The sequence below is a fragment of the Pseudomonas sp. SORGH_AS_0211 genome (assembly GCF_031453455.1).
Taxonomy (GTDB): domain Bacteria; phylum Pseudomonadota; class Gammaproteobacteria; order Pseudomonadales; family Pseudomonadaceae; genus Chryseomonas; species Chryseomonas aestiva.
Map to the genome: position 1 here is coordinate 220,610 of NZ_JAVIZV010000001.1, position 17,469 is coordinate 238,078.

The 17,469-nt window shown below is 68.2% G+C and carries 15 protein-coding genes and 1 pseudogene; 7 read left to right on the forward strand and 9 right to left on the reverse strand.

The genetic code is table 11. The features are described from left to right. Positions 1-56: 56 nt before the first annotated feature. Genes QE393_RS01015 through QE393_RS01025 form a run of 3 tightly spaced genes read left to right on the forward strand, consistent with a single transcriptional unit; the run spans position 57 to position 1,127 of the window. Complete coding sequence (locus QE393_RS01015; protein WP_017639858.1) at positions 57-239, forward strand: CPXCG motif-containing cysteine-rich protein; 183 nt, start codon at positions 57-59, stop codon at positions 237-239. After that, on the forward strand, positions 239-499 hold the full coding sequence (locus tag QE393_RS01020) for a putative signal transducing protein (RefSeq protein ID WP_133861431.1): 261 nt from the start codon (positions 239-241) through the stop codon (positions 497-499). The genes QE393_RS01015 and QE393_RS01020 overlap by 1 nt, the downstream gene beginning before the upstream one ends. Before the next feature lie 10 nt (positions 500-509). Then, on the forward strand, positions 510-1,127 hold the full coding sequence (locus QE393_RS01025; RefSeq protein WP_273810088.1) for an SOS response-associated peptidase: 618 nt from the start codon (positions 510-512) through the stop codon (positions 1,125-1,127). 83 nt (positions 1,128-1,210) lie between these two features. Here the strand turns inward: QE393_RS01025 and QE393_RS22420 are convergent, their stop codons facing one another. Then, entirely contained in the window at positions 1,211-2,095 is an 885-nt protein-coding gene (locus QE393_RS22420; protein ID WP_405046270.1) for a methyl-accepting chemotaxis protein, read from the reverse strand. Continuing rightward, a pseudogene (locus QE393_RS22425) lies at positions 2,069-3,340 on the reverse strand (HAMP domain-containing protein); the annotation flags it as partial. The pseudogene QE393_RS22425 and the gene QE393_RS22420, both read right to left, overlap by 27 nt. A 161-nt stretch (positions 3,341-3,501) precedes the next feature. On the opposite strand from QE393_RS22425, the gene QE393_RS01035 reads away from it, so the two are divergent. Beyond that, a complete protein-coding gene (locus QE393_RS01035) occupies positions 3,502-4,323 on the forward strand; it encodes a M48 family metallopeptidase (RefSeq protein WP_183633614.1) in 822 nt (273 codons plus the stop codon). Positions 4,324-4,526: 203 nt separating this feature from the next. Here QE393_RS01035 and QE393_RS01040 read toward each other — a convergent pair whose 3' ends face one another. Both QE393_RS01040 and QE393_RS01045 read right to left on the reverse strand, forming a co-directional pair. Continuing rightward, the gene (locus tag QE393_RS01040) at positions 4,527-5,528 is read right to left on the reverse strand and encodes a class I SAM-dependent methyltransferase (RefSeq protein WP_273810084.1); all 1,002 of its coding nucleotides are present in this window, start codon (positions 5,526-5,528) and stop codon (positions 4,527-4,529) included. 29 nt (positions 5,529-5,557) lie between these two features. Continuing rightward, entirely contained in the window at positions 5,558-6,517 is a 960-nt protein-coding gene (locus tag QE393_RS01045; protein ID WP_273810082.1) for a 2-hydroxyacid dehydrogenase, read from the reverse strand. Between the two features lie 94 nt (positions 6,518-6,611). Here QE393_RS01045 and QE393_RS01050 point away from each other — a divergent pair, with 94 nt between their 5' ends. Then, the gene (locus QE393_RS01050) at positions 6,612-7,199 is read left to right on the forward strand and encodes an ACP phosphodiesterase (protein ID WP_273810080.1); all 588 of its coding nucleotides are present in this window, start codon (positions 6,612-6,614) and stop codon (positions 7,197-7,199) included. Here the strand turns inward: QE393_RS01050 and QE393_RS01055 are convergent. Both QE393_RS01055 and QE393_RS01060 read right to left on the reverse strand, forming a co-directional pair. After that, entirely contained in the window at positions 7,142-7,939 is a 798-nt protein-coding gene (locus QE393_RS01055; RefSeq protein WP_273810079.1) for a 1-acyl-sn-glycerol-3-phosphate acyltransferase, read from the reverse strand. The two genes, QE393_RS01050 and QE393_RS01055, sit on opposite strands and share 58 nt — an antisense overlap. Beyond that, the gene (locus QE393_RS01060) at positions 7,936-8,664 is read right to left on the reverse strand and encodes a GNAT family N-acetyltransferase (protein ID WP_273810067.1); all 729 of its coding nucleotides are present in this window, start codon (positions 8,662-8,664) and stop codon (positions 7,936-7,938) included. The genes QE393_RS01055 and QE393_RS01060 overlap by 4 nt, the downstream gene beginning before the upstream one ends. A 224-nt stretch (positions 8,665-8,888) precedes the next feature. On the opposite strand from QE393_RS01060, the gene QE393_RS01065 reads away from it, so the two are divergent. After that, the gene (locus tag QE393_RS01065) at positions 8,889-9,374 is read left to right on the forward strand and encodes a peptidylprolyl isomerase (RefSeq protein ID WP_017639847.1); all 486 of its coding nucleotides are present in this window, start codon (positions 8,889-8,891) and stop codon (positions 9,372-9,374) included. 275 nt (positions 9,375-9,649) lie between these two features. On the opposite strand, the gene cysZ is transcribed toward QE393_RS01065, so the two are convergent. Then, the gene (gene cysZ, locus QE393_RS01070; RefSeq protein ID WP_273810064.1) at positions 9,650-10,402 is read right to left on the reverse strand and encodes a sulfate transporter CysZ; all 753 of its coding nucleotides are present in this window, start codon (positions 10,400-10,402) and stop codon (positions 9,650-9,652) included. A gap of 300 nt (positions 10,403-10,702) precedes the next feature. Here cysZ and trxB point away from each other — a divergent pair, with 300 nt between their 5' ends. Next, a complete protein-coding gene (gene trxB, locus QE393_RS01075) occupies positions 10,703-11,677 on the forward strand; it encodes a thioredoxin-disulfide reductase (RefSeq protein WP_273810063.1) in 975 nt (324 codons plus the stop codon). 209 nt (positions 11,678-11,886) lie between these two features. On the opposite strand, the gene glyA is transcribed toward trxB, so the two are convergent. Continuing rightward, a complete protein-coding gene (glyA, locus tag QE393_RS01080) occupies positions 11,887-13,140 on the reverse strand; it encodes a serine hydroxymethyltransferase (protein WP_273810062.1) in 1,254 nt (417 codons plus the stop codon). Between the two features lie 123 nt (positions 13,141-13,263). After that, the gene (locus QE393_RS01085; protein WP_310041664.1) at positions 13,264-17,457 is read right to left on the reverse strand and encodes an EAL domain-containing protein; all 4,194 of its coding nucleotides are present in this window, start codon (positions 17,455-17,457) and stop codon (positions 13,264-13,266) included. Positions 17,458-17,469 lie beyond the last annotated feature (12 nt).

Genomic DNA, 17,469 nt, shown 5'->3' on the forward strand with positions numbered 1-17,469 from the left:
ATGCAAGCGCCAGTGGCCGGATGGGCGGCAGGTTGGCGGTCAAGGAGTACAGGCAGATGCTGGAAAGCCAGGAATACGATTGCCCTTATTGCGGCGAACCGGGCGAGGTGGTGCTCGACCTCAGCGGCGGTGATCAGGACTACTACGAAGACTGCGAAGTCTGCTGCCGACCGATCCGCTTCGGCCTGCATACCGACGGCGAGGACTGGAATCTCGAGGTTCGGCGGGAGGATGACTGATGCGCCGCATCTATGAGCCGGGGTCGCTGCACGAGGGCGAACTGCTCCTGGCGGTGCTCGCCAGCGAGGGCATCAGTGGCTTCCTCGCCGGTCGCCACCTGCTCGGTGGCATCGGCGACCTGCCAGCGGCAGGCTTGCTCGGCCTGCTGGTCGATGACGAGGAGGCCCAGCGCGCGCAGGCGCTGATCGCCGCGTACAATGCCGCCACGCCCCTGCCGGGAGAGGATCCTTCTCCCGAGCAGGGCATCCTCGTCTGCTAAAAAGGTCTTCATGTCCGGACGCTACGCCCTGTTCCGCTGGCCTGCCGAATTCGCCACCCTGCCGGGATTTGCCGAGAAACACCCGCCGCGCTGGAACATCTCTCCCCATCAGCAGGTGCTGCTGCAGCGGCGCACGGCGGAGGGCGAGCGGGTCGACAGCGGCCGCTGGGGACTGACCCCGCCCTGGCTCACCGATCTTTCCCGCACCCCCACCCATGCCCGCGCCGAAAGCCTGGCCACCCAGCCGATGTTTCGCGAGCCCTTTCGCCTGCGGCGTTGCCTACTGCCGGCCAACGGCTTCTATGAATGGCGCGGCAACCACCGCAAGCGCCCCTACTGGATGCTCAATGGCGAACCCCTGGCCTGGTTCGCCGCGCTCTGGGAAGCCTATCCGGCCGGGGATCAGCTCTGGCTGTCGGTGGCCATGGTCACCCAGGCCGCCGGCCCGTTACGGCGGCCCATCCTGCTCGATGAAGCGGGGCGTGCCCTCTGGCAGGATCCGGACAGCTCGCCCGAAGCCCTGCAGGAGCTGCTGGCCGCGGGCGGCATGCCGCTGCGCGAGCGAGTGCTGGCCGATATCGTCAACCGACCCGAGGTGGACGGGCCGGAGTGTCTGACGCCGCTGTAGCCCTGCGTCCTTGCGCCGGCCCGTTGCCGCTGCAGACGCGGCCTTCTCCCAGTGGGACGGGGTAGCGCACGAGGGCAAGGGGGCTAGACCCGGAACCGCCCTGCCAGTTGGCGTTGCTGTTCGGCGAGTTCGCGCAGCTGCTGGCCGGCGCGGGAGGCGCTGTCGGCTTCGCCGTGGACCGCCTGGGCGCTCTGGCCGATGTTGACCACATTGCGGTTGATGTCCTCGGCCACCGCGCTCTGTTCTTCCGCCGCGCTGGCGATCTGCAGATTCATGCTGGTGATCTCGCCTACCGCCGCCAGGATGGTGTCCAGGGCGCGCCGGGTGGCTTCGGTCTGGGCGACCTGGTTGCTGGTCTGGGCACCGCTGGCCTGCATCACCGTCACCGCTTCGCGGGTGCCTTGCTGCAGGCGCTGGATCATCGCCTGAATCTCGCCGGTGGCCACCTGGGTCTTTTGCGCCAGGTTGCGCACCTCGTCGGCCACCACGGCGAAGCCGCGACCCTGCTCACCGGCGCGTGCCGCCTCGATGGCGGCGTTGAGCGCCAGCAGGTTGGTCTGCTCGGCGATGCCATTGATGGTGGTGAGGATGGAACCGATGTTCTCGCTGTCCTCGGCGACCCGCCGGACCTGCTCCACCGCGCGCTCGATCTCCTCGGCGAGGGCGGCGCTGCTGGCGACGTTCTGCTGCACCAGGCGCTGGCCCTGGTTGACCGCGCCGTCCGCCTCGGTGGCCGCCCGCGCCGCGCGACCGGCGTTGCCGGCTACGTCCTGGGCGGTGGCGGTCATCTCCTGCATGGCGGTGGCCAGTTGCTCGATCTCCTGCAGCTGGCGCTCCACGCCGTCGCGGGTGCGCTGGGCGATATGGGAGGTGTGCTCGGCGGCCGAGGCCACCTCGCCCACCGAATGGATCAGTTTGCCGATGAGGCCCTGCAGCGAGGCCAGGAAGCGGTTGAAGCCGCCGGCCATGGCGCCGACCTCGTCGCGGCGCTCGGTGGCGAGGCGCTGGGTGAGGTCTCCGTCACCCTGACCGATGGCGTCGAGCATGGTCACCATCTGCCGCAGCGGCCGGGCGATGCGCAGGCTGATCAGCCAGAGCACCAGCAGACCGGCGCCGGCTACTGCCAGGCCCACCAGCAGCATGCCGACCACGTCCTGGTGGCGTTGGCTGCCCAGGGTGTCCTTGAGGCTGTAGAGGTCGGCCAGCACGGCTTCGCGGGGCAATTCGATGATCAGCGTCCAGACCTGGCGGTCGTCGCCGGCGAAGCGCAGCGGCAGATAGACCTGATAGCGCTCGCTCTGGGCGTCGAAGCGACGGGTGACGCCGTCGCCCAGGTCCTTGAGGCCGGCCAGGGTCGCGCCCAGCGCCGGTTCGGCCGGTTTGCCCAGCTGGCTGGCGTCGGCGGTGTAGGCGACCAGGGTGCCGCGCCCGGCCACCAGGGCCATGCGGCCCACGCCGCCATAGAGGCGGCCATTGGCCTTGACCAGCTGGCGCTGGATGAAGTCCAGCGGCACGTCGGCACCGACCACGCCCTTGAAGGCGGCGCCGACCAGGATGGGCACGTTGAAGGAGGCGATCAGCACCTGCTGCTCGTTGACCGTGTCGGGCATGGGGTCGAGCACGCAGGTGGTGCGATTTTCCCGCGGACAGAGGTAGTACTCGCCTTCGCGCACGCCCGAGGGCAGGCGGGTCTGGCTTTCCACGGTCGGGCCGATCGGTTCCACCGTCACGTCGCCGTCGAGGGTCTTGTGCCACCAGGGGGTGAAGCGCCCCTGCTCGTCGTAGCCGGCCGCGGCGTCGCCCCGATGGCGGTCGTCCTGGCCATCGATGGCATTGGGCTCCCAGACGGTATAGAGGCTGAGCAGGCCGGGCTGGCGCTTGAGGGTCTGGCCCAGCAGGCGGACCAGGCCCTGGCGATCCAGCTCGACCTGCTGGTCGCCCGGACTGCCCATGGCCACGCTGAGTTGCGCCAGCTGATTGGCCAGTTGCAGGGGGACGTCCAGCTGGCGTTGCAGCTGGTTGCCCACGGCCTCGGCCTCGGCCGTCAGGCGGGCTTCGGCGGCGGTGGCGGCCAGCGCCTCGGTGTGGCTGTCGACCAGGGCGCGGGTGCGCTGACCGGCGAACAGGGTATAGGCGATCAGGGCAGCGACCACCGCCAGGATGCAGGCACCGGCCAGCAGGGTGATGGAGGTGCGGATGGAGCGGGAATTCATGGGGGACTCCGGGAACGTTCGATGCCGGGGCTATCGGCGGTAACGTCTATCCATTGAGGCCTCCGGTCGCCTGGCAAGAGAGCGTTGCCGGGCGTTACCGGACGTTGCCGGGTCTGACGCCCCTCTCTAGACTGTATCCGCCTCGATACCTGGAGATTCCCATGCGCCGTATCCTTCCCCTCGCAGGCCTGTCCCTGAGCCTGCTGCTGGTCGCCTGCCAGACCGTCAATACCACCTCGGGTGGTGCGGTCGGGGTGCAGCGCAAGCAGTACATGTTCAGCATGCTGTCCGAGCAGCAGGTCAACCAGATGTACGCCCAGTCCTATGCCAAGACGGTCAGCGAGGCCCAGTCCGCCGGCAAGCTGGCCAACGACACCGCCGACGGCAAGCGCGTGGCCGCCATCGCCAAGCGCCTGATCCCGCAGACCGCGGCCTTCCGCCCGGATGCGGTGAACTGGGACTGGCAGGTCAACCTGGTGCAGAGCGACGAACTCAACGCCAATTGCGGCCCGGGTGGCAAGATCTTCGTCTACAGCGGGCTGATCGATCAGCTCAAGCTGACCGATGACGAGCTGGCGGCGGTAATGGGCCACGAGATCGCCCACGCCCTGCGCGAGCACAGCCGCGAACAGATGTCGCGGGCCTATGCCATCCAGATGGGCGAGAACCTCGGTGGCGCCCTGCTGGGCGTCGGTCAGGGTGGCATGCAGCTGGCCGACCAGGTGTCCCAGGTGGCCCTGACCCTGCCGTTCAGCCGTGGCAACGAGAACGAGGCCGACCTGATCGGCCTGGAGCTCTCGGCGCGCGCCGGCTACAACCCCAATGCCGCCATCACCCTCTGGCAGAAGATGGCCCAGGCCAGCCAGGGCAAGCAGCCGGCGGAATTCCTCAGTACCCACCCGTCCGACGCCAACCGTACCAAGGCCTTGCAGGCGGCGATTCCCAAGGTGATGCCGCTGTACGAGGCGGCGAAGAAGGGTTGAGGTTTTTCGGTCCTGGGGTTGAGGATTCCCTCACCCCAATCCTCTCCAAGGGGGAGAGGGGGCTGGTTGGGTACTGCGGGGGCAACGTTGCCGCGGTTCGACCGCAACTGTTGGGCTTCGACGATGGCGCCGTCTCAACCCAACCTGCGGATGCCGCGTAGGTTGGTGCTGAGCGCAGCGAAGCCCAACGGCCAGGCTTTTCGCTACCGCCGTCGCGCGCTGTAGATCTTGAAGCCGTCGCGTTCGGCCAGGGTACGGCAATTGCCGAAGGCCGCCTCGATCAGTGGCGGATAGCGCAGGAAGCTGTTGGCCACCAGGCGCAATTCGCCGCCGGGCCTGAGATGACGCACCGCCTCGGCCAGCAGGGTCTCGGTGGTGCGATAGTCGGTCTTCACGCCACTGTGGAAGGGCGGATTGCTGACGATGGCGGCCAGTCCCGTGGGCGCCGCGGCGATGCCATCACCACTGATCACCGTTCCGCTCAGACCGTTGGCCGCCAGGGTCCGGCGACTGCTGGCGACGGCGAAGGCGTCCACGTCCAGCAGATGCAGGGTGCTGGCGGGATAGCGGCGAGCCAGGGCGGCGCCGACCACGCCGGCGCCGCAACCGAAGTCCAGCACCGCGCCCTCGGGCAGACCGTCGAGCTGTTCCAGCAGCAGCGCCGTGCCCACGTCCAGCCGCCCGTGGCTGAACACGCCCGGCAGGCTGAGGATGTCCAGGTTCACCCCTGCCCGGTCCAGTGGCTGGCGTTGCAGCCAGGCGTCCGGCTGCGGATCGGCCGAGGTGCGCGGTCCCTGGACCACCCACAGCTGGCAATGGCGGGCACTGTCGAGCTTGCTGGCCTTACCGAAGGCACCCAGCTGGCGTGCGGCGCGTTCGATACCGGCCTTCTTTTCTCCAACCAGGTAGAGGCTGCCCTCGGCCGGCAGGCAGCGAGTCAGGGCGGTAAGCAGGAAGTCGGTGGCCTCACGGGACTTGGGCAGAAACAGCACGGCACTGGCGAAGTCGCCCGCCGGGGGTTCGATCCCCAGGCTGACGCGCCCGGGAAAGCGCCGTGTCAGTTGTTCGGCCTCGCCCGCATGCCAGCTCCAGCCGCTGGCCGCGGGCAGGGTGCCGAGCAGGTCATCGGCCGGCAAGCCGGCCAGCAGCAAGGCGCCGCCAAAGCGCTCGGGGTGACGGAGGAGGACTTCGCTGCGCGGATCCATGGGGCTACCTGGCGAAAAAAGCGCGAACTTTAGCAGACCACCCGTTGCGGCGTGCCGGCGAAATGGCCTTCGGCATTGGCGGCGAGCTGGCCGATGATCCGCTGGCGCGCCTCGCGACTGCCCCAGGCGTTGTGCGGGGTGACGATCAGCCGCGGAATGTCCCCGGCCAGCAGCGGATTGCCGTCGCGCGGGGGCTCCACGCTGAGCACATCGGTGGCGGCGCCGGCCAGGTGGCCGCGTCTCAGGCAATCGGCCAGGGCCTGTTCGTCGACGATGCCGCCGCGGGCGGTGTTGACCAGGAAGGCCGTGGATTTCATCGCCGCCAGTTCCGCTGCGCCGATCAAGCCGCGGGTCTGTTCGGTCAGCGGGCAGTGCATCGTCAGGGCATCCACCTGGGGCAGGAGCTCGGCCAGCGGCAGGCTGCCCGGGCGGGCCGGGCGACCGGGCAACTGGCCCACCAGGGTCCGCATGCCGAAGGCTTCGGCCAGCCGCTTGACCGCGCTGCCCAGCTCGCCGAGGCCGAGCAGGCCGAGGGTCTTGCCTTCCAGCTCGACGATGGGGTGATCAAGCAGGCAGAACTGGCTGGCGGTCTGCCAGCGCCCGGCGCGGACGTCCGTCTGGTAATCCGGCAGGCGGGTGGCTAGGGCCAGCAGCAGCGCCAGGGTGTGCTGGGCGACCGAGGCGGTGCCATAGCCCTGGCAGTTGCAGACGCGCACGCCCTGAGCGCGTGTGGTTTCCAGGTCGATGTTGTTGGTACCGGTGGCGCTGACCAGTACCAGTTTCAATTCCGGGCAGGCGGCCAGGGTCCGGGCGTCCAGCACCACCTTGTTGACGATGGCGACCTGGGCACCGGCCAGGCGCGCTGCAACCTCGTCCGGGGCGCTCGCCGGATGGAGTTCCAGCTCGTCGAACACCGCGCGCAAGGGCGCCGGGTCCAGATCGCCGAGGTCGAGAGAGGCATAGTCGAGGAACACGGCGCGAACGGGCATGACGACTCCAGCGGAAAGGGAAGGGAGGTCCGAGCCTAGCAGCCGCGGGTCGTCCAGGAAAACCGCCCGATTGCGGCTGGAGTATGCTGAGGGGATGAATTATCTCGCGCACCTGCACCTGGGCGGCCCCAGCCGCGAAGACCGCCTTGGCAGTCTCTATGGCGATTTCGTCAAGGGCTCGGCGGACGCCTGGCCCGCTGGAATCGCCGCCGGTATCCGGCTGCACCGGCGCATCGATGTCTATACCGACGACCACCTCCTGGTGATCAGGGCCAAGACACGGTTGCCCGCGGCGCGGCGGCGGGTGGCCGGACTGCTGGTGGATGTCTTCTTCGATCACTGCCTGGCGCGCCTCTGGCACGACTATGCCGAGCAACCGCTGCCGGATTTCGTCGCGGATTGCTACCAGACCCTGCTGGAGGAGCCGGAACTGCCGCCACGGCTGGCCTCTATCGCCCCCCTGATGGCACGCCAGGACTGGCTGGGCAGCTATCGCGACTTCGCCGTGCTGGAGCGAGTGGTGGAGGGCATGGCACGGCGGCTGTCGCGCCCGGACCTGCTGGCGGGCGCCTTCGCCGAGCTGGAGGCCGCCTACGACGGCCTGCTGGCAGACTTTCGCGACTTCTATCCGCAGCTGCAGGCCTTCGCCGCTGCCGAGCGCGCGGCGCGCGTTTCCAGTTGAATCCCGAGGCGGGCGGCGATGGCCGCCTGGCATTCACCTGCCAGCGCCTGACGCGGCCGGCCCTGGGGCAGGATGGCTGGCAGCAACTCGATCCTCAGGGTGGTGCCGCCGTTGTCCAGCAGGCGCAGCAGGTGGCTCACCAGGTCGTCGTCGCCGATGAAGGCCGCGGCCCGGTCAGGCTCGCCGTGGCGCCAGTAGCTCAGGGCCACGGGTTGCAGCGGGGTGCCGGTGGCGATGGCCGGACTCAGCAGCCGGCCATGGAAGGTCCGCAGCACGCTGCCGTCGGTGGTGGTGCCCTCGGGAAAGAGCGCCAGTGACAGGCCCTGGGTCAGGCGCGTGGTCAGCGCCTCGCCCAGGGCGTCGCCGCGTTCGGCGCCACGGCGGATGAACAGGGTGCCGGCCTGGCGCGTCAGCCAGCCGGCGAAGGGCCACTCCGCCACCTCCGCCTTGGACAGGAAGCCCAGCGGCCGCAAGCTGCCGAGGGCGACGATATCCAGCCAGGACACGTGATTGGCCAGCCACAGGTGGGTGCCGCGCGGTACCTCGCCCCGGACCTCCAGGCGCAGGCGCAGGGTCCGGGCCAGCAGCTGGAAGAAACGTCGCGTCAGCCGTTGCCGCAGCCCCAGGCAGGGCCGGCGACTGAGCACTACCGCCAGCGCCACCGTCAGGGCGAACAGCGCCCCGAGCAGCAGCGCGGCCAGGACCGGCAGCAGCCGCACGGCGAGGCGCAGTCGCCTCATACCGCGGCCTTGAAGTGGCGGGCATAGCGCGGGCAGAGGTCTTCGCGCTTGAGCAGGATGAAAACGTCGGCCACGCCGAATTCCGGATCCCAGCAGGGCGCGCCGCAGACCTGGGCGCCCAGGCGCAGATAGGCCTTGAGCAGGGGTGGCAGTTGTACCACTAGGTTGTCGGGCACGGCGACGAAGGGCAGCGGGCGCCGCGGCGTGGCGCGGATCGCCGGGGTGCGCTCGTCCCGCGCGGCCTGGCGCAGCAGGGCGGCGGCCTGCAGACCGCCGTCGGCCATGGGCACGCTGGCGCAGCCCATGAGGTAGCGATAGTCGCCGCAGGCCATGATCTCGGCGAGTTCCGCCCACAGCAGGGCGATGGCGGCACCGGTGCGATGCCCGGGTGCCACGCAGGTGCGGCCGATTTCCAGCAGCGGACCCTGCAGGCCATCCAGGCCTTCCAGCTGGAATTCGCTTTCGCTGTAGAGACTGCCCAGGCGCTCGCGGCGGCGCCCGTCGAGCAGCCGCGTGGTGGCGATCAGCTCGCCGCTGCGCAGGTCGCGCACCCCCAGGTGCAGGCAGTGGGCGTCGTAGGCGTCCTGGTCGAGGTTGTCGGCGAAATGCACGCCGTAGGTGCTGCCGAAGACCGCGGCCCGCAGGCGCTGGGCAGCGCGGATATCCGCGGCGGTCGACAGGCGTTCGGCGCGCAGCGCGGGCGGTGCGGACACTGGAATCGGCATGGCAGGGCTCCGGCAGTGGGTATGCAGCAAACCCTAGGTAGCCGGGATGACAGCGCCGTGAAGCGGTCATGGCGATTGCGTGACGAGCGGTCGAGCACCGTTGCAGGGGCGCCCTCCAGATGCCTCCGGGCGCCAGGGGACTGACCGAACGCATTCGCAATTGCTAGGTTGGGCGGGTAGACTGATGCGTCATCCTATTTTTTCCCAGCATGAAGGTTCTGGCCATGCAGATCGCGGCGAACACGGCAGTATCCATCGACTACACCCTGACCAACGACGCCGGCGAAGTCATCGACAGCTCCGCTGGTGGTGCTCCGCTGGTATACCTGCAAGGCGCGGGCAACATCATTCCCGGCCTCGAGCGCGCCCTGTCCGGCAAGCAGGCTGGTGACGAGCTGAAGGTGGCCATCGAGCCGGAAGACGCCTACGGCGAATACACCCCCGAACTGGTTGCCACCCTGGGCAAGGAAATGTTCGAAGGCGTGGACGAGCTGGAAGTGGGCATGCAGTTCCACGCCTCCGGCCCGGACGGCGCCATGCAGATCGTCACCGTGCGTGACATCGACGGCGACCAGGTCACCGTCGACGGCAACCACCCCCTGGCCGGCCAGCGTCTGAATTTCGACGTCAAGGTGGTCAACGTGCGTGCGGCCAGCGACGAAGAAATCGCCCACGGCCACATCCATGGCGAAGGCGGTCACCAGCACTAAGCCTGGCAACAGGCTCCCGCAACGCCCGTGTCCGGCCCAGCCGGCGCGGGCGTTGTCGTTTGTGGAGTCTGTGCAGGGTGACCCTCACCCCCGACCCGCTCCCGCGGGGAGAGGATTGGGGTGGTGTGGGCGGAAGGCGCCGTAGGCTGGGTTGAGGCGGCTCTATTGCCGAAGCCCACAGGCGGAAACCGTGATGTCCGGTGTGACGGCCTGGAATCGTTGGGTTTCGCTGCGCTCAACCCAACCTACGTCAGGAAGTCCGACGAATCCGCTCCTCAGGCGCGCACCACCAGCGCCTTGTCGCCGCCTTCCCGCACCCAGAACAGCGTGGCCCCGGCCACGGCGGCGGGCATGAACAGGGCGTTCAGGCCGGGGACCAGCAGCGCGAGGTAGGTCACCCCGCCAAAGCCCAGGCAGCGCAGGCGACGGGTACGCAGCCAGGTGAGCATGCTGCGGAAATCCAGCTTGTGGTTGTCGGCGGGGAAGTCGATGTACTGCACCGCCATCATCCAGACGCCGAACAGGATCCACAGCGGCGCGGCGATCAGGTTGAGACCGGGGATGAAGGTCAGCACCAGCAGGCCCAGCGCACGCGGCAGGTAGTAGCCCAGCTTGCGCAGTTCGCGCTGCAGGGTGCGCGGCACCATGGTGACCAGTTCGGCGAGATTGAACGGCGGGAAATCGTCCTGGCCGCGGACCAAGACCTCGACCTTTTCCGCGAGAAAGCCGTTGAAGGGCGCCGCCACCAGGTTGGCCAGCAGCGTGAAGGTAAAGAAGATGATCGCCAGCAGCAGGAGCACGAACAGCGGCCAGAGCAGCCATTCGACGAAGCTCGCCCAGGCCGGCAGGCTCGGCATCAGCTGCTCCAGCCAGCCCTCGAAACCGCGCACGGCAAAGGTGAGGATGGCCGCGTAGAGCAGCAGGTTGATGGTGAGCGGGATGACCACGAAGCGGCGCATGCCGGGGCGAGTCACCAGGCGCAGCCCTTCGGCGAAATAGGCGGAGCCGGACAGCGGAGCGACAGCCATGAAGATTCCTGACGGGTGGCGGGAATGCACAGCTTACCTCAGGGCTGCATTGCCGCAGCGGTCGACATAGGCGCGACCTATGGTCTGGATTTAGAATGCTCGCTTCTGTGGAGGGGCGGCACCCGTTAGGCTGAGCCCCATCCCTGGACCCGGTGTCCGCCTATCGGCGCCGGTCGCGCCGTCGCCAGGAGCGACAGGCGCTGCGGAACGGCTCCGCACGCACAACCGGCCGGCATGCCCACAGGGCGCGCCGGCCACTCTACTCTTAGGTCTGCCGGAGATCCCGGCAGGGAGAATGTCATGTCTGAAGCCAGCAACTCGCGCCATTCGCGTCTCATCATCCTCGGGTCCGGTCCGGCCGGGTACACGGCCGCGGTCTATGCCGCCCGTGCCAACCTCAAGCCGCTGCTGATCACCGGCATGCAGATGGGCGGCCAGCTGACCACCACCACCGAGGTCGACAACTGGCCGGGCGATCCCCACGACCTGACCGGTCCGGCGCTGATGGAGCGGATGCGCGAGCACGCCGAGCGCTTCGAGACCGAGATCGTCTTCGACCACATCAATGCCGTGGACTTCGGTGGCAAGCCCTACACCCTCAAGGGTGACAGCGCCACCTACACCTGCGACGCCCTGATCATCGCCACCGGTGCCAGCGCCCGCTACCTGGGCCTGGCCAGCGAAGAAGCCTTCATGGGCAAGGGCGTGTCCGCCTGCGCCACCTGCGACGGCTTCTTCTATCGCAACCGCGAGGTGGCGGTGGTCGGCGGCGGCAACACCGCGGTCGAGGAAGCCCTGTACCTGGCCAACATCGCCAGCAAGGTGACCCTGATCCACCGCCGCGAGACCTTCCGCGCCGAGAAGATCCTGCAGGACAAGCTGCGCGCCCGGGTCGCCGAAGGCAAGATGGCGCTCAAGCTCAACGCCAGCGTCGACGAGGTGCTGGGTGACAACATGGGTGTCACCGGGGTGCGGATCAGGAACAACGATGGCAGCACCGAAGAGCTGCAGGTGGCCGGTCTGTTCGTCGCCATCGGCCATACCCCCAACACGGGGTTGTTCGAAGGCCAGCTTGAGACCCACGACGGCTACCTGGTGGTGAAGGGCGGTCGCGAGGCCAATGCCACCGCCACCAACGTGCCGGGCGTGTTCGCCGCCGGTGACGTGGCCGACCACACCTATCGCCAGGCCATCACCTCGGCCGGCGCCGGCTGCATGGCCGCCCTGGACGCCGAGCGCTACCTGGATGGCCTTGGCGATCTGCAGGTCCTCTAGGGCCTGATCAGCGCCTGACAACGAAAAACCCCGGCACTGGCCGGGGTTTTTCGTTTCCGGGGTCTTCCGGCGTGCGGCAAGAGCTGGCTTGGCTGCCTTGACGACCTCTCTGAAAATGCCAAAAGCCCCGGTTGTCTGACCGGGGCTTTCGGTTGTTGGGGTTCCCTCACCCCAACCCTCTCCCGGGGGAGAGGGGGAAGGCGTACCTCTTACTTGCCGTACACCGGCAGGCGGGCGCAGACGGCCTTGACCTTCTCGCGCACGGCGTCGATCACCGACTCGTCGCCCATGTTGCCGAGGATGTCGCAGATCCAACCGGCCAGCTCGCGGCATTCGGTTTCCTGGAAACCACGGGTGGTGACGGCCGGGGTGCCGATGCGCAGACCGGAGGTGACGAAGGGCGAGCGCGGATCGTTCGGCACCGAGTTCTTGTTCACGGTGATGAAGGCGCGCCCCAGGGCGGCGTCCGCATCCTTGCCGGTGATTTCCTGCTTGATCAGGCTGAGCAGGAACAGGTGGTTGTCGGTGCCGCCGGAGACGACGTCGAAGCCGCGCTCGATGAACACGCTGGCCATGGCCTGGGCGTTCTTGATCACCTGCTGCTGGTAGGTCTTGAATTCGGGCTGCAGGGCTTCCTTGAAGCACACCGCCTTGCCGGCGATGACGTGCATCAGCGGACCGCCCTGGGCACCGGGGAACACCGCCGAGTTGAGCTTCTTCTCGATGGCTTCGTTGGCCTTGGCCAGGATCAGGCCGCCGCGCGGGCCGCGCAGGGTCTTGTGGGTGGTGCTGGTGACCACGTCGGCGAAGGGTACCGGGTTCGGATAGACACCGGCGGCGACCAGACCGGCGAAGTGGGCCATGTCGACGAACAGGTAGGCACCCACGGCATCGGCGATGGCACGGAAGCGGGCGAAGTCCAGCACCTGGGAGTAGGCGGAGTAGCCGGCGACGATGACCTTGGGCTGGTGCTCGCGGGCCAGGCGCTCGACTTCGGCGTAGTCGATCAAGCCCTGCTCGTCGATGCCGTACTGGACGGCGTTGTACAGCTTGCCGGAGGAAGACACGGTGGCGCCGTGGGTCAGGTGACCGCCGTGAGCCAGGCTCATGCCGAGGATGGTATCACCGGCTTCGATCAACGCCAGGTACACGGCCGAGTTGGCCTGGGAACCGGAGTGGGGCTGGACGTTGGCGTAGTCGGCGCCGAACAGTTGCTTGGCGCGGTCGATGGCCAGTTGCTCGACCACGTCGACGTATTCGCAGCCGCCATAGTAGCGCTTGTGGGGATAGCCTTCGGCGTACTTGTTGGTCAGCACGCTGCCCTGGGCTTCCATGACCGCCGGACTGGTGTAGTTTTCCGAGGCGATCAGCTCGATGTGATCTTCCTGACGCTGGGCTTCCTGCTGCATGGCGGCATACAGGTCGGCGTCGAAGCGGGCGAGGGTGGTTTCACGGCTGAACATGGCGGCAGGGTCCCCTGAGGCATGGCGAAGAGCGAGCCCGATGGGGCTCGTGAGGGGCAACATTCTACCCCATCGCGGGAACTCTGAGGTATGAGCGCCGGTCATGCACCGCCGCCATTGGTCTCATGTCAGGACGGGGAACAGCCCCTGGAGCTCCAGCCGTTCGCGCAGCAGATCCGGCGGCAGCGGACGGTCGAAGAGGAAGCCCTGCACCTCGTCGCAGCCGTGGAGGCGCAGGAACTCCAGTTGCGCCGGCTCCTCGACGCCCTCGGCGATCACCGAGAGATTGAGGCTGTGGGCCATGGCGATGATGGCCCGGGCGATCTGCGCATCCTGCTCGCCGTGAGGCAGGCCGTCGACGAAGCTGCGATCGATCTTGAGGATGTCGATGGGGAATTGCTTGAGGTAGTTGAGCGAGGAATAGCCGGTGCCGAAGTCGTCAACCGCGATGCACAGGCCCAGGTTCTTGAGTTCGCCGAGCAGCTGCAGGGCCTCGCCGACGTCGCGCATCAGGATGCTCTCGGTCAGTTCCAGCTCCAGGCAGGCCGGCGCCAGGCCGGTTTCGGCGAGGATGGCCGCGATGCGCTGGCCGAGTTGGCCATCGCTGAACTGGCGGGCGGAGAGATTCACCGAGACCTTGGGAATGCGCACCCTGGCCGCGTGCCATTCGCGCATCTGCCGGCAGGCCTCGCGAATCACCCAGTCGCCGACCTGGACCACCAGGCCGATCTCTTCCAGCACCGGGATGAATTCCGCCGGCGAGACGTGGCCGCGCACCGGATGCTCCCAGCGCAGCAGGGCCTCGACCCCGGTCAGGCGCCGGTTGTCGCAACGGTACTGCGGCTGGTAGTGCAGGCGGAATTCACCCTGCAGGAGGGCGTGCCGCAGATCGGCTTCCAGTTCCAGGCGCTCCAGGGCGCGGGCGTTCATCTCGGCCTGGTAGAACTGGAAGTTGTTCTTGCCCATCTCCTTGGCGTGGTACATGGCGGTGTCGGCGTTCTTCATCAGCTGGCTGAGCTCATGGCCGTCCTGGGGCGAGAGGGCGATGCCGATGCTGGCGGAGACGAAGAATTCGCGGCCTTCGAGCACGAAGGCCTCGGACAGCTGGGTGAGGATCTGCTCGCCGACGCGGATCGCCTGGGCCAGCGCGACCTCGCGGGTTTCCAGACCGGACAGCAGCAGGGTGAATTCGTCGCCACCCATGCGCGCCACGCTGTCCTCGGTGCCGACGCAGGCGGTCAGGCGCATGGCCACGTCCTTGAGCAGGCGGTCGCCGGCGGCGTGGCCGAGGCTGTCGTTGATCGGCTTGAAGCGGTCGAGGTCGAGGAACATCAGCACCACCCAGCTGCCGTTGTGGCGGCTCTGCTGCAGGGCATTGTGCAGGCGGTCCTGGAACAGGGTGCGGTTGGGCAGCAGGGTCAGGGCATCGTAGTAGGCCAGGCGGTGGATGCGTCTTTCGCTGGCCTTGCGCTCGCTAATGTCGACGAAGAAGCAGACATAGCTCATCAGGTCGCCGTCGTCGTCGCGGATGGCGGTGATGCCGACCCAGGAGGGATAGGGCTCGTTGTCCTGGCGGCGCTGCCAGAGTTCGCCTTCCCAGCTCTCCTGGGTACGCAGCTGCTGCATCACGTGCTGCAGCTGGTTGGCTTCCTGCTTGTCCGCGCAGAGCATCATCGGCTGCTGGTCGAACACCTCTTCGGGACTGAAGCCGGTGATGCGGGTGAAGGTGCGGTTGACCCGCACGATGTAGCCGGCCGGGTCGGTGACCATGATGGCGCCGGCGGAGTGGTCGAACACCGTGGCCGCCATGCGCATGTCCTTTTCCGTGCGGCGCTGGGCGGAGATGTCGCGGCAGATGCCGAGCAGGCCGGCGAAGCGCTCGTGGTCGTCCCACAGCGGCTTGAGGCGCAACTCGATCTGCAGGGTGTGACCCTGGGCGTGCAGGCAGTCGAGCAACAGGGGCGCGAAGTGTTCCCGGCGCAACTCGGCCAGGGCGCGCGGATTGTCGAGGCTGCGCAGCAGCCGCTGCAGGGTGCGGCGCACCTCCTGCCACTGGCGCGAGTGCACCACCAGTTCGGCCAGGGTGCGCTGTTGCAGCTCGCCGACGGGATAGCCGAGCAATTCCTCCACCGAGGGACTGATGTAGTTGAGCACCAGCTGGGCGTCGGTGGTGAAGATGACGTCGCTGATGCTTTCCGCCAGCTGCCGGTAGCGATTCTCGCTTTCGCGCAGGCGCTCGCTGGCCCGCACCATGTCGGTGACGTCCAGGGCCAGCCCGACCACGCTCGCCGCGGTGCCGTCCGCCGCACGGGCGAGGCGCTGCTCGCGCACGTCGAACCAGCGCCAGCCGCCGTTGCGGTGCTGCCAGCGCAAGAGGCTGCTGCTGGGCTGGTCGGAGAGCGTCGGCCGCATGCTCACCACCCGCTCGTGCAGTTCGAGGTCATCCGGGTGCAGGCGCGCGCGACCGAGGCTGGCGAAGGCCTCCGGCGGATAGCCGAGCTTGAGGGCCAGCGAACGACTCTCGTAGGTCAGTTCGCCGCTGGCCACGTCATAGGTGTAGAGGGTGTCGGGGATGGCGCTGATCAGATTCGACCAGAAGCTGTCGCGCTCGAGCAGGCGCAATTCGCCGAGCTTGCGCTGGGTGATGTCGTTGAGGCTGATCAGGGTAGCGTCGAGGTGCCGGGGGTCGGCTGGCAGGTGCATGGTCAGCCAGAGGTGCCGTTCGCCCTTGGCGGTGCTGATGCAGGTCTCGAGTTCCAGTACCTGCTGGCCGGAGAGCAGGCCCGCCAGCAGGCGGTATCTCTTGCCACCGAGCTGGACGCGGGAGTCACCCACCAGCCGCGCCCAGGCCTGGTCGAGATGCTCGATGCCGAGCATTTCCAGGGCGCGCTGGTTGATCTCGGTGATGCGCACCTGGCGGCCCAGGCTATCCAGGACTTCGGGCTCGCGGGCGAACAGCTCCGCCAGTTGCTCGGGGCGCTCCAGGCCCAGGGCCTGCATGTGCGGCTGGACGGCGCTCAGATCCACCACGCAGATGCCGGTGTGCACCCCGTTGAAGATGCTCTCGTAGCGCTGCCGGGTGGTCTGGATGGTCTCCAGGTTGCGCTGCTGTTCGGTGACGTCGCGCAGGACCCAGACGAAGCCGTCCTGGGTCTGGGTGCGGTCGCGCAGGACGCGAGCACTGGGCTGGCTGTCCGCCAGGGCGTGGCAGCTGACCGCGAAGCGACGCGGCTGGCCTTCCACCGCCAGGGTGACCAGGGCGCCGCTGTCACGCTCGGCGGGCGTCAGGGCCACCACCTCGGGCAGCAGACTGGCGAGAAAATACTGCCGGGCTTCATTGGCGGCGATGCCCAGCAGCCGCGCGGCGGTGGCGTTGACATGGACCAGGCGACCGTCGGCCTGGGTCATGCAGACAGCTTCCTCGATGCCGTTGAGCGCGATGCCGGCGAGGCGCAGGCCGCGTCGCGAGGCGAGGGTCAGGGCGCGCAGGCCGCGTTCTTCGCGCAGCAGCAGGTAGAGCAGGATGACGGTCACCAGGCCGGACAGGCTGAACAGCGCCAGGCGACCGAAGGAGGCTCCCAGCAGCGTGGTGCCCACGGCTTCGGCGGGATGGCTGCCCACCACCTGCCAGTTGCTGTAGGCCAGCTCCTGGCGCACCTCGTCGACGCTGTTCGCCGCCGGGGCTTCTCCGCCGCGGAACAGCAGGGTGCCCTGGGAGCGATCCTCCAGGCGCCAGTCGAGACCGGACGGTACCCAGGTCGGCCGCCACAGGGGTTCGAGCAGGGGCGCGCTGGTCAGCACCCACCAGCCGTCCTGCAGGTGCGGATCGCCGGCCAGCAGCACATAGAGGGGCGCGGCGGTGGCCTGGGCGTTGTAGCCGTAACGGAAGTCGGCCTGGCCGGCGCTGGCGATCAGTTGCTGGATGAAGGCGGCGTCCGGCGTATCGCCCAGGCGCGCACTGCGCAGGTTGGCGTTGGCCGGCAGCCAGCGTACCTGTTGCAGTCCGGGAAAGAAGTCCTTGAGGCCGAGCAGCAGATTGGGGGCCAGCGGCAGGGTGGGGTCCAGCGACCAGCGCAGGGTGCTGCGCACCGCCTGGGCCTTGAGCGCCAGCCCGAATTCGACGGTGTTGGCCAGCTGTCGGGTCAGGCCATCCAGCTGTTCGCGCCGCAGCGTCTCGCGCTCGGCCACGCTGGCGAAGGCCTGCCAGAACATCAGGGCCAGCATGGCCACCAGCGAGAGGATCAGCAGGCCGCGGGTCAGGCGTCGCGAAGCGGGGGCGAGCGGCTCATCCGGCAACGAGGAGGGCGGGCTGTTCACGACGGACTGCGT

Bases quoted from the DNA above. Each gene is read 5' to 3' on its own strand.
- QE393_RS01015 (WP_017639858.1), top strand. From the start codon at position 57: ATGCTGGAAAGCCAGGAATACGATTGCCCTTATTGCGGCGAACCGGGC.
- QE393_RS01020 (WP_133861431.1), top strand. From the start codon at position 239: ATGCGCCGCATCTATGAGCCGGGGTCGCTGCACGAGGGCGAACTGCTC.
- QE393_RS01025 (WP_273810088.1), top strand. From the start codon at position 510: ATGTCCGGACGCTACGCCCTGTTCCGCTGGCCTGCCGAATTCGCCACC.
- QE393_RS22420 (WP_405046270.1), bottom strand. From the start codon at position 2,095: ATGGCCGGCGGCTTCAACCGCTTCCTGGCCTCGCTGCAGGGCCTCATC.
- QE393_RS01035 (WP_183633614.1), top strand. From the start codon at position 3,502: ATGCGCCGTATCCTTCCCCTCGCAGGCCTGTCCCTGAGCCTGCTGCTG.
- QE393_RS01040 (WP_273810084.1), bottom strand. From the start codon at position 5,528: ATGGATCCGCGCAGCGAAGTCCTCCTCCGTCACCCCGAGCGCTTTGGC.
- QE393_RS01045 (WP_273810082.1), bottom strand. From the start codon at position 6,517: ATGCCCGTTCGCGCCGTGTTCCTCGACTATGCCTCTCTCGACCTCGGC.
- QE393_RS01050 (WP_273810080.1), top strand. From the start codon at position 6,612: ATGAATTATCTCGCGCACCTGCACCTGGGCGGCCCCAGCCGCGAAGAC.
- QE393_RS01055 (WP_273810079.1), bottom strand. From the start codon at position 7,939: ATGAGGCGACTGCGCCTCGCCGTGCGGCTGCTGCCGGTCCTGGCCGCG.
- QE393_RS01060 (WP_273810067.1), bottom strand. From the start codon at position 8,664: ATGCCGATTCCAGTGTCCGCACCGCCCGCGCTGCGCGCCGAACGCCTG.
- QE393_RS01065 (WP_017639847.1), top strand. From the start codon at position 8,889: ATGCAGATCGCGGCGAACACGGCAGTATCCATCGACTACACCCTGACC.
- cysZ (WP_273810064.1), bottom strand. From the start codon at position 10,402: ATGGCTGTCGCTCCGCTGTCCGGCTCCGCCTATTTCGCCGAAGGGCTG.
- trxB (WP_273810063.1), top strand. From the start codon at position 10,703: ATGTCTGAAGCCAGCAACTCGCGCCATTCGCGTCTCATCATCCTCGGG.
- glyA (WP_273810062.1), bottom strand. From the start codon at position 13,140: ATGTTCAGCCGTGAAACCACCCTCGCCCGCTTCGACGCCGACCTGTAT.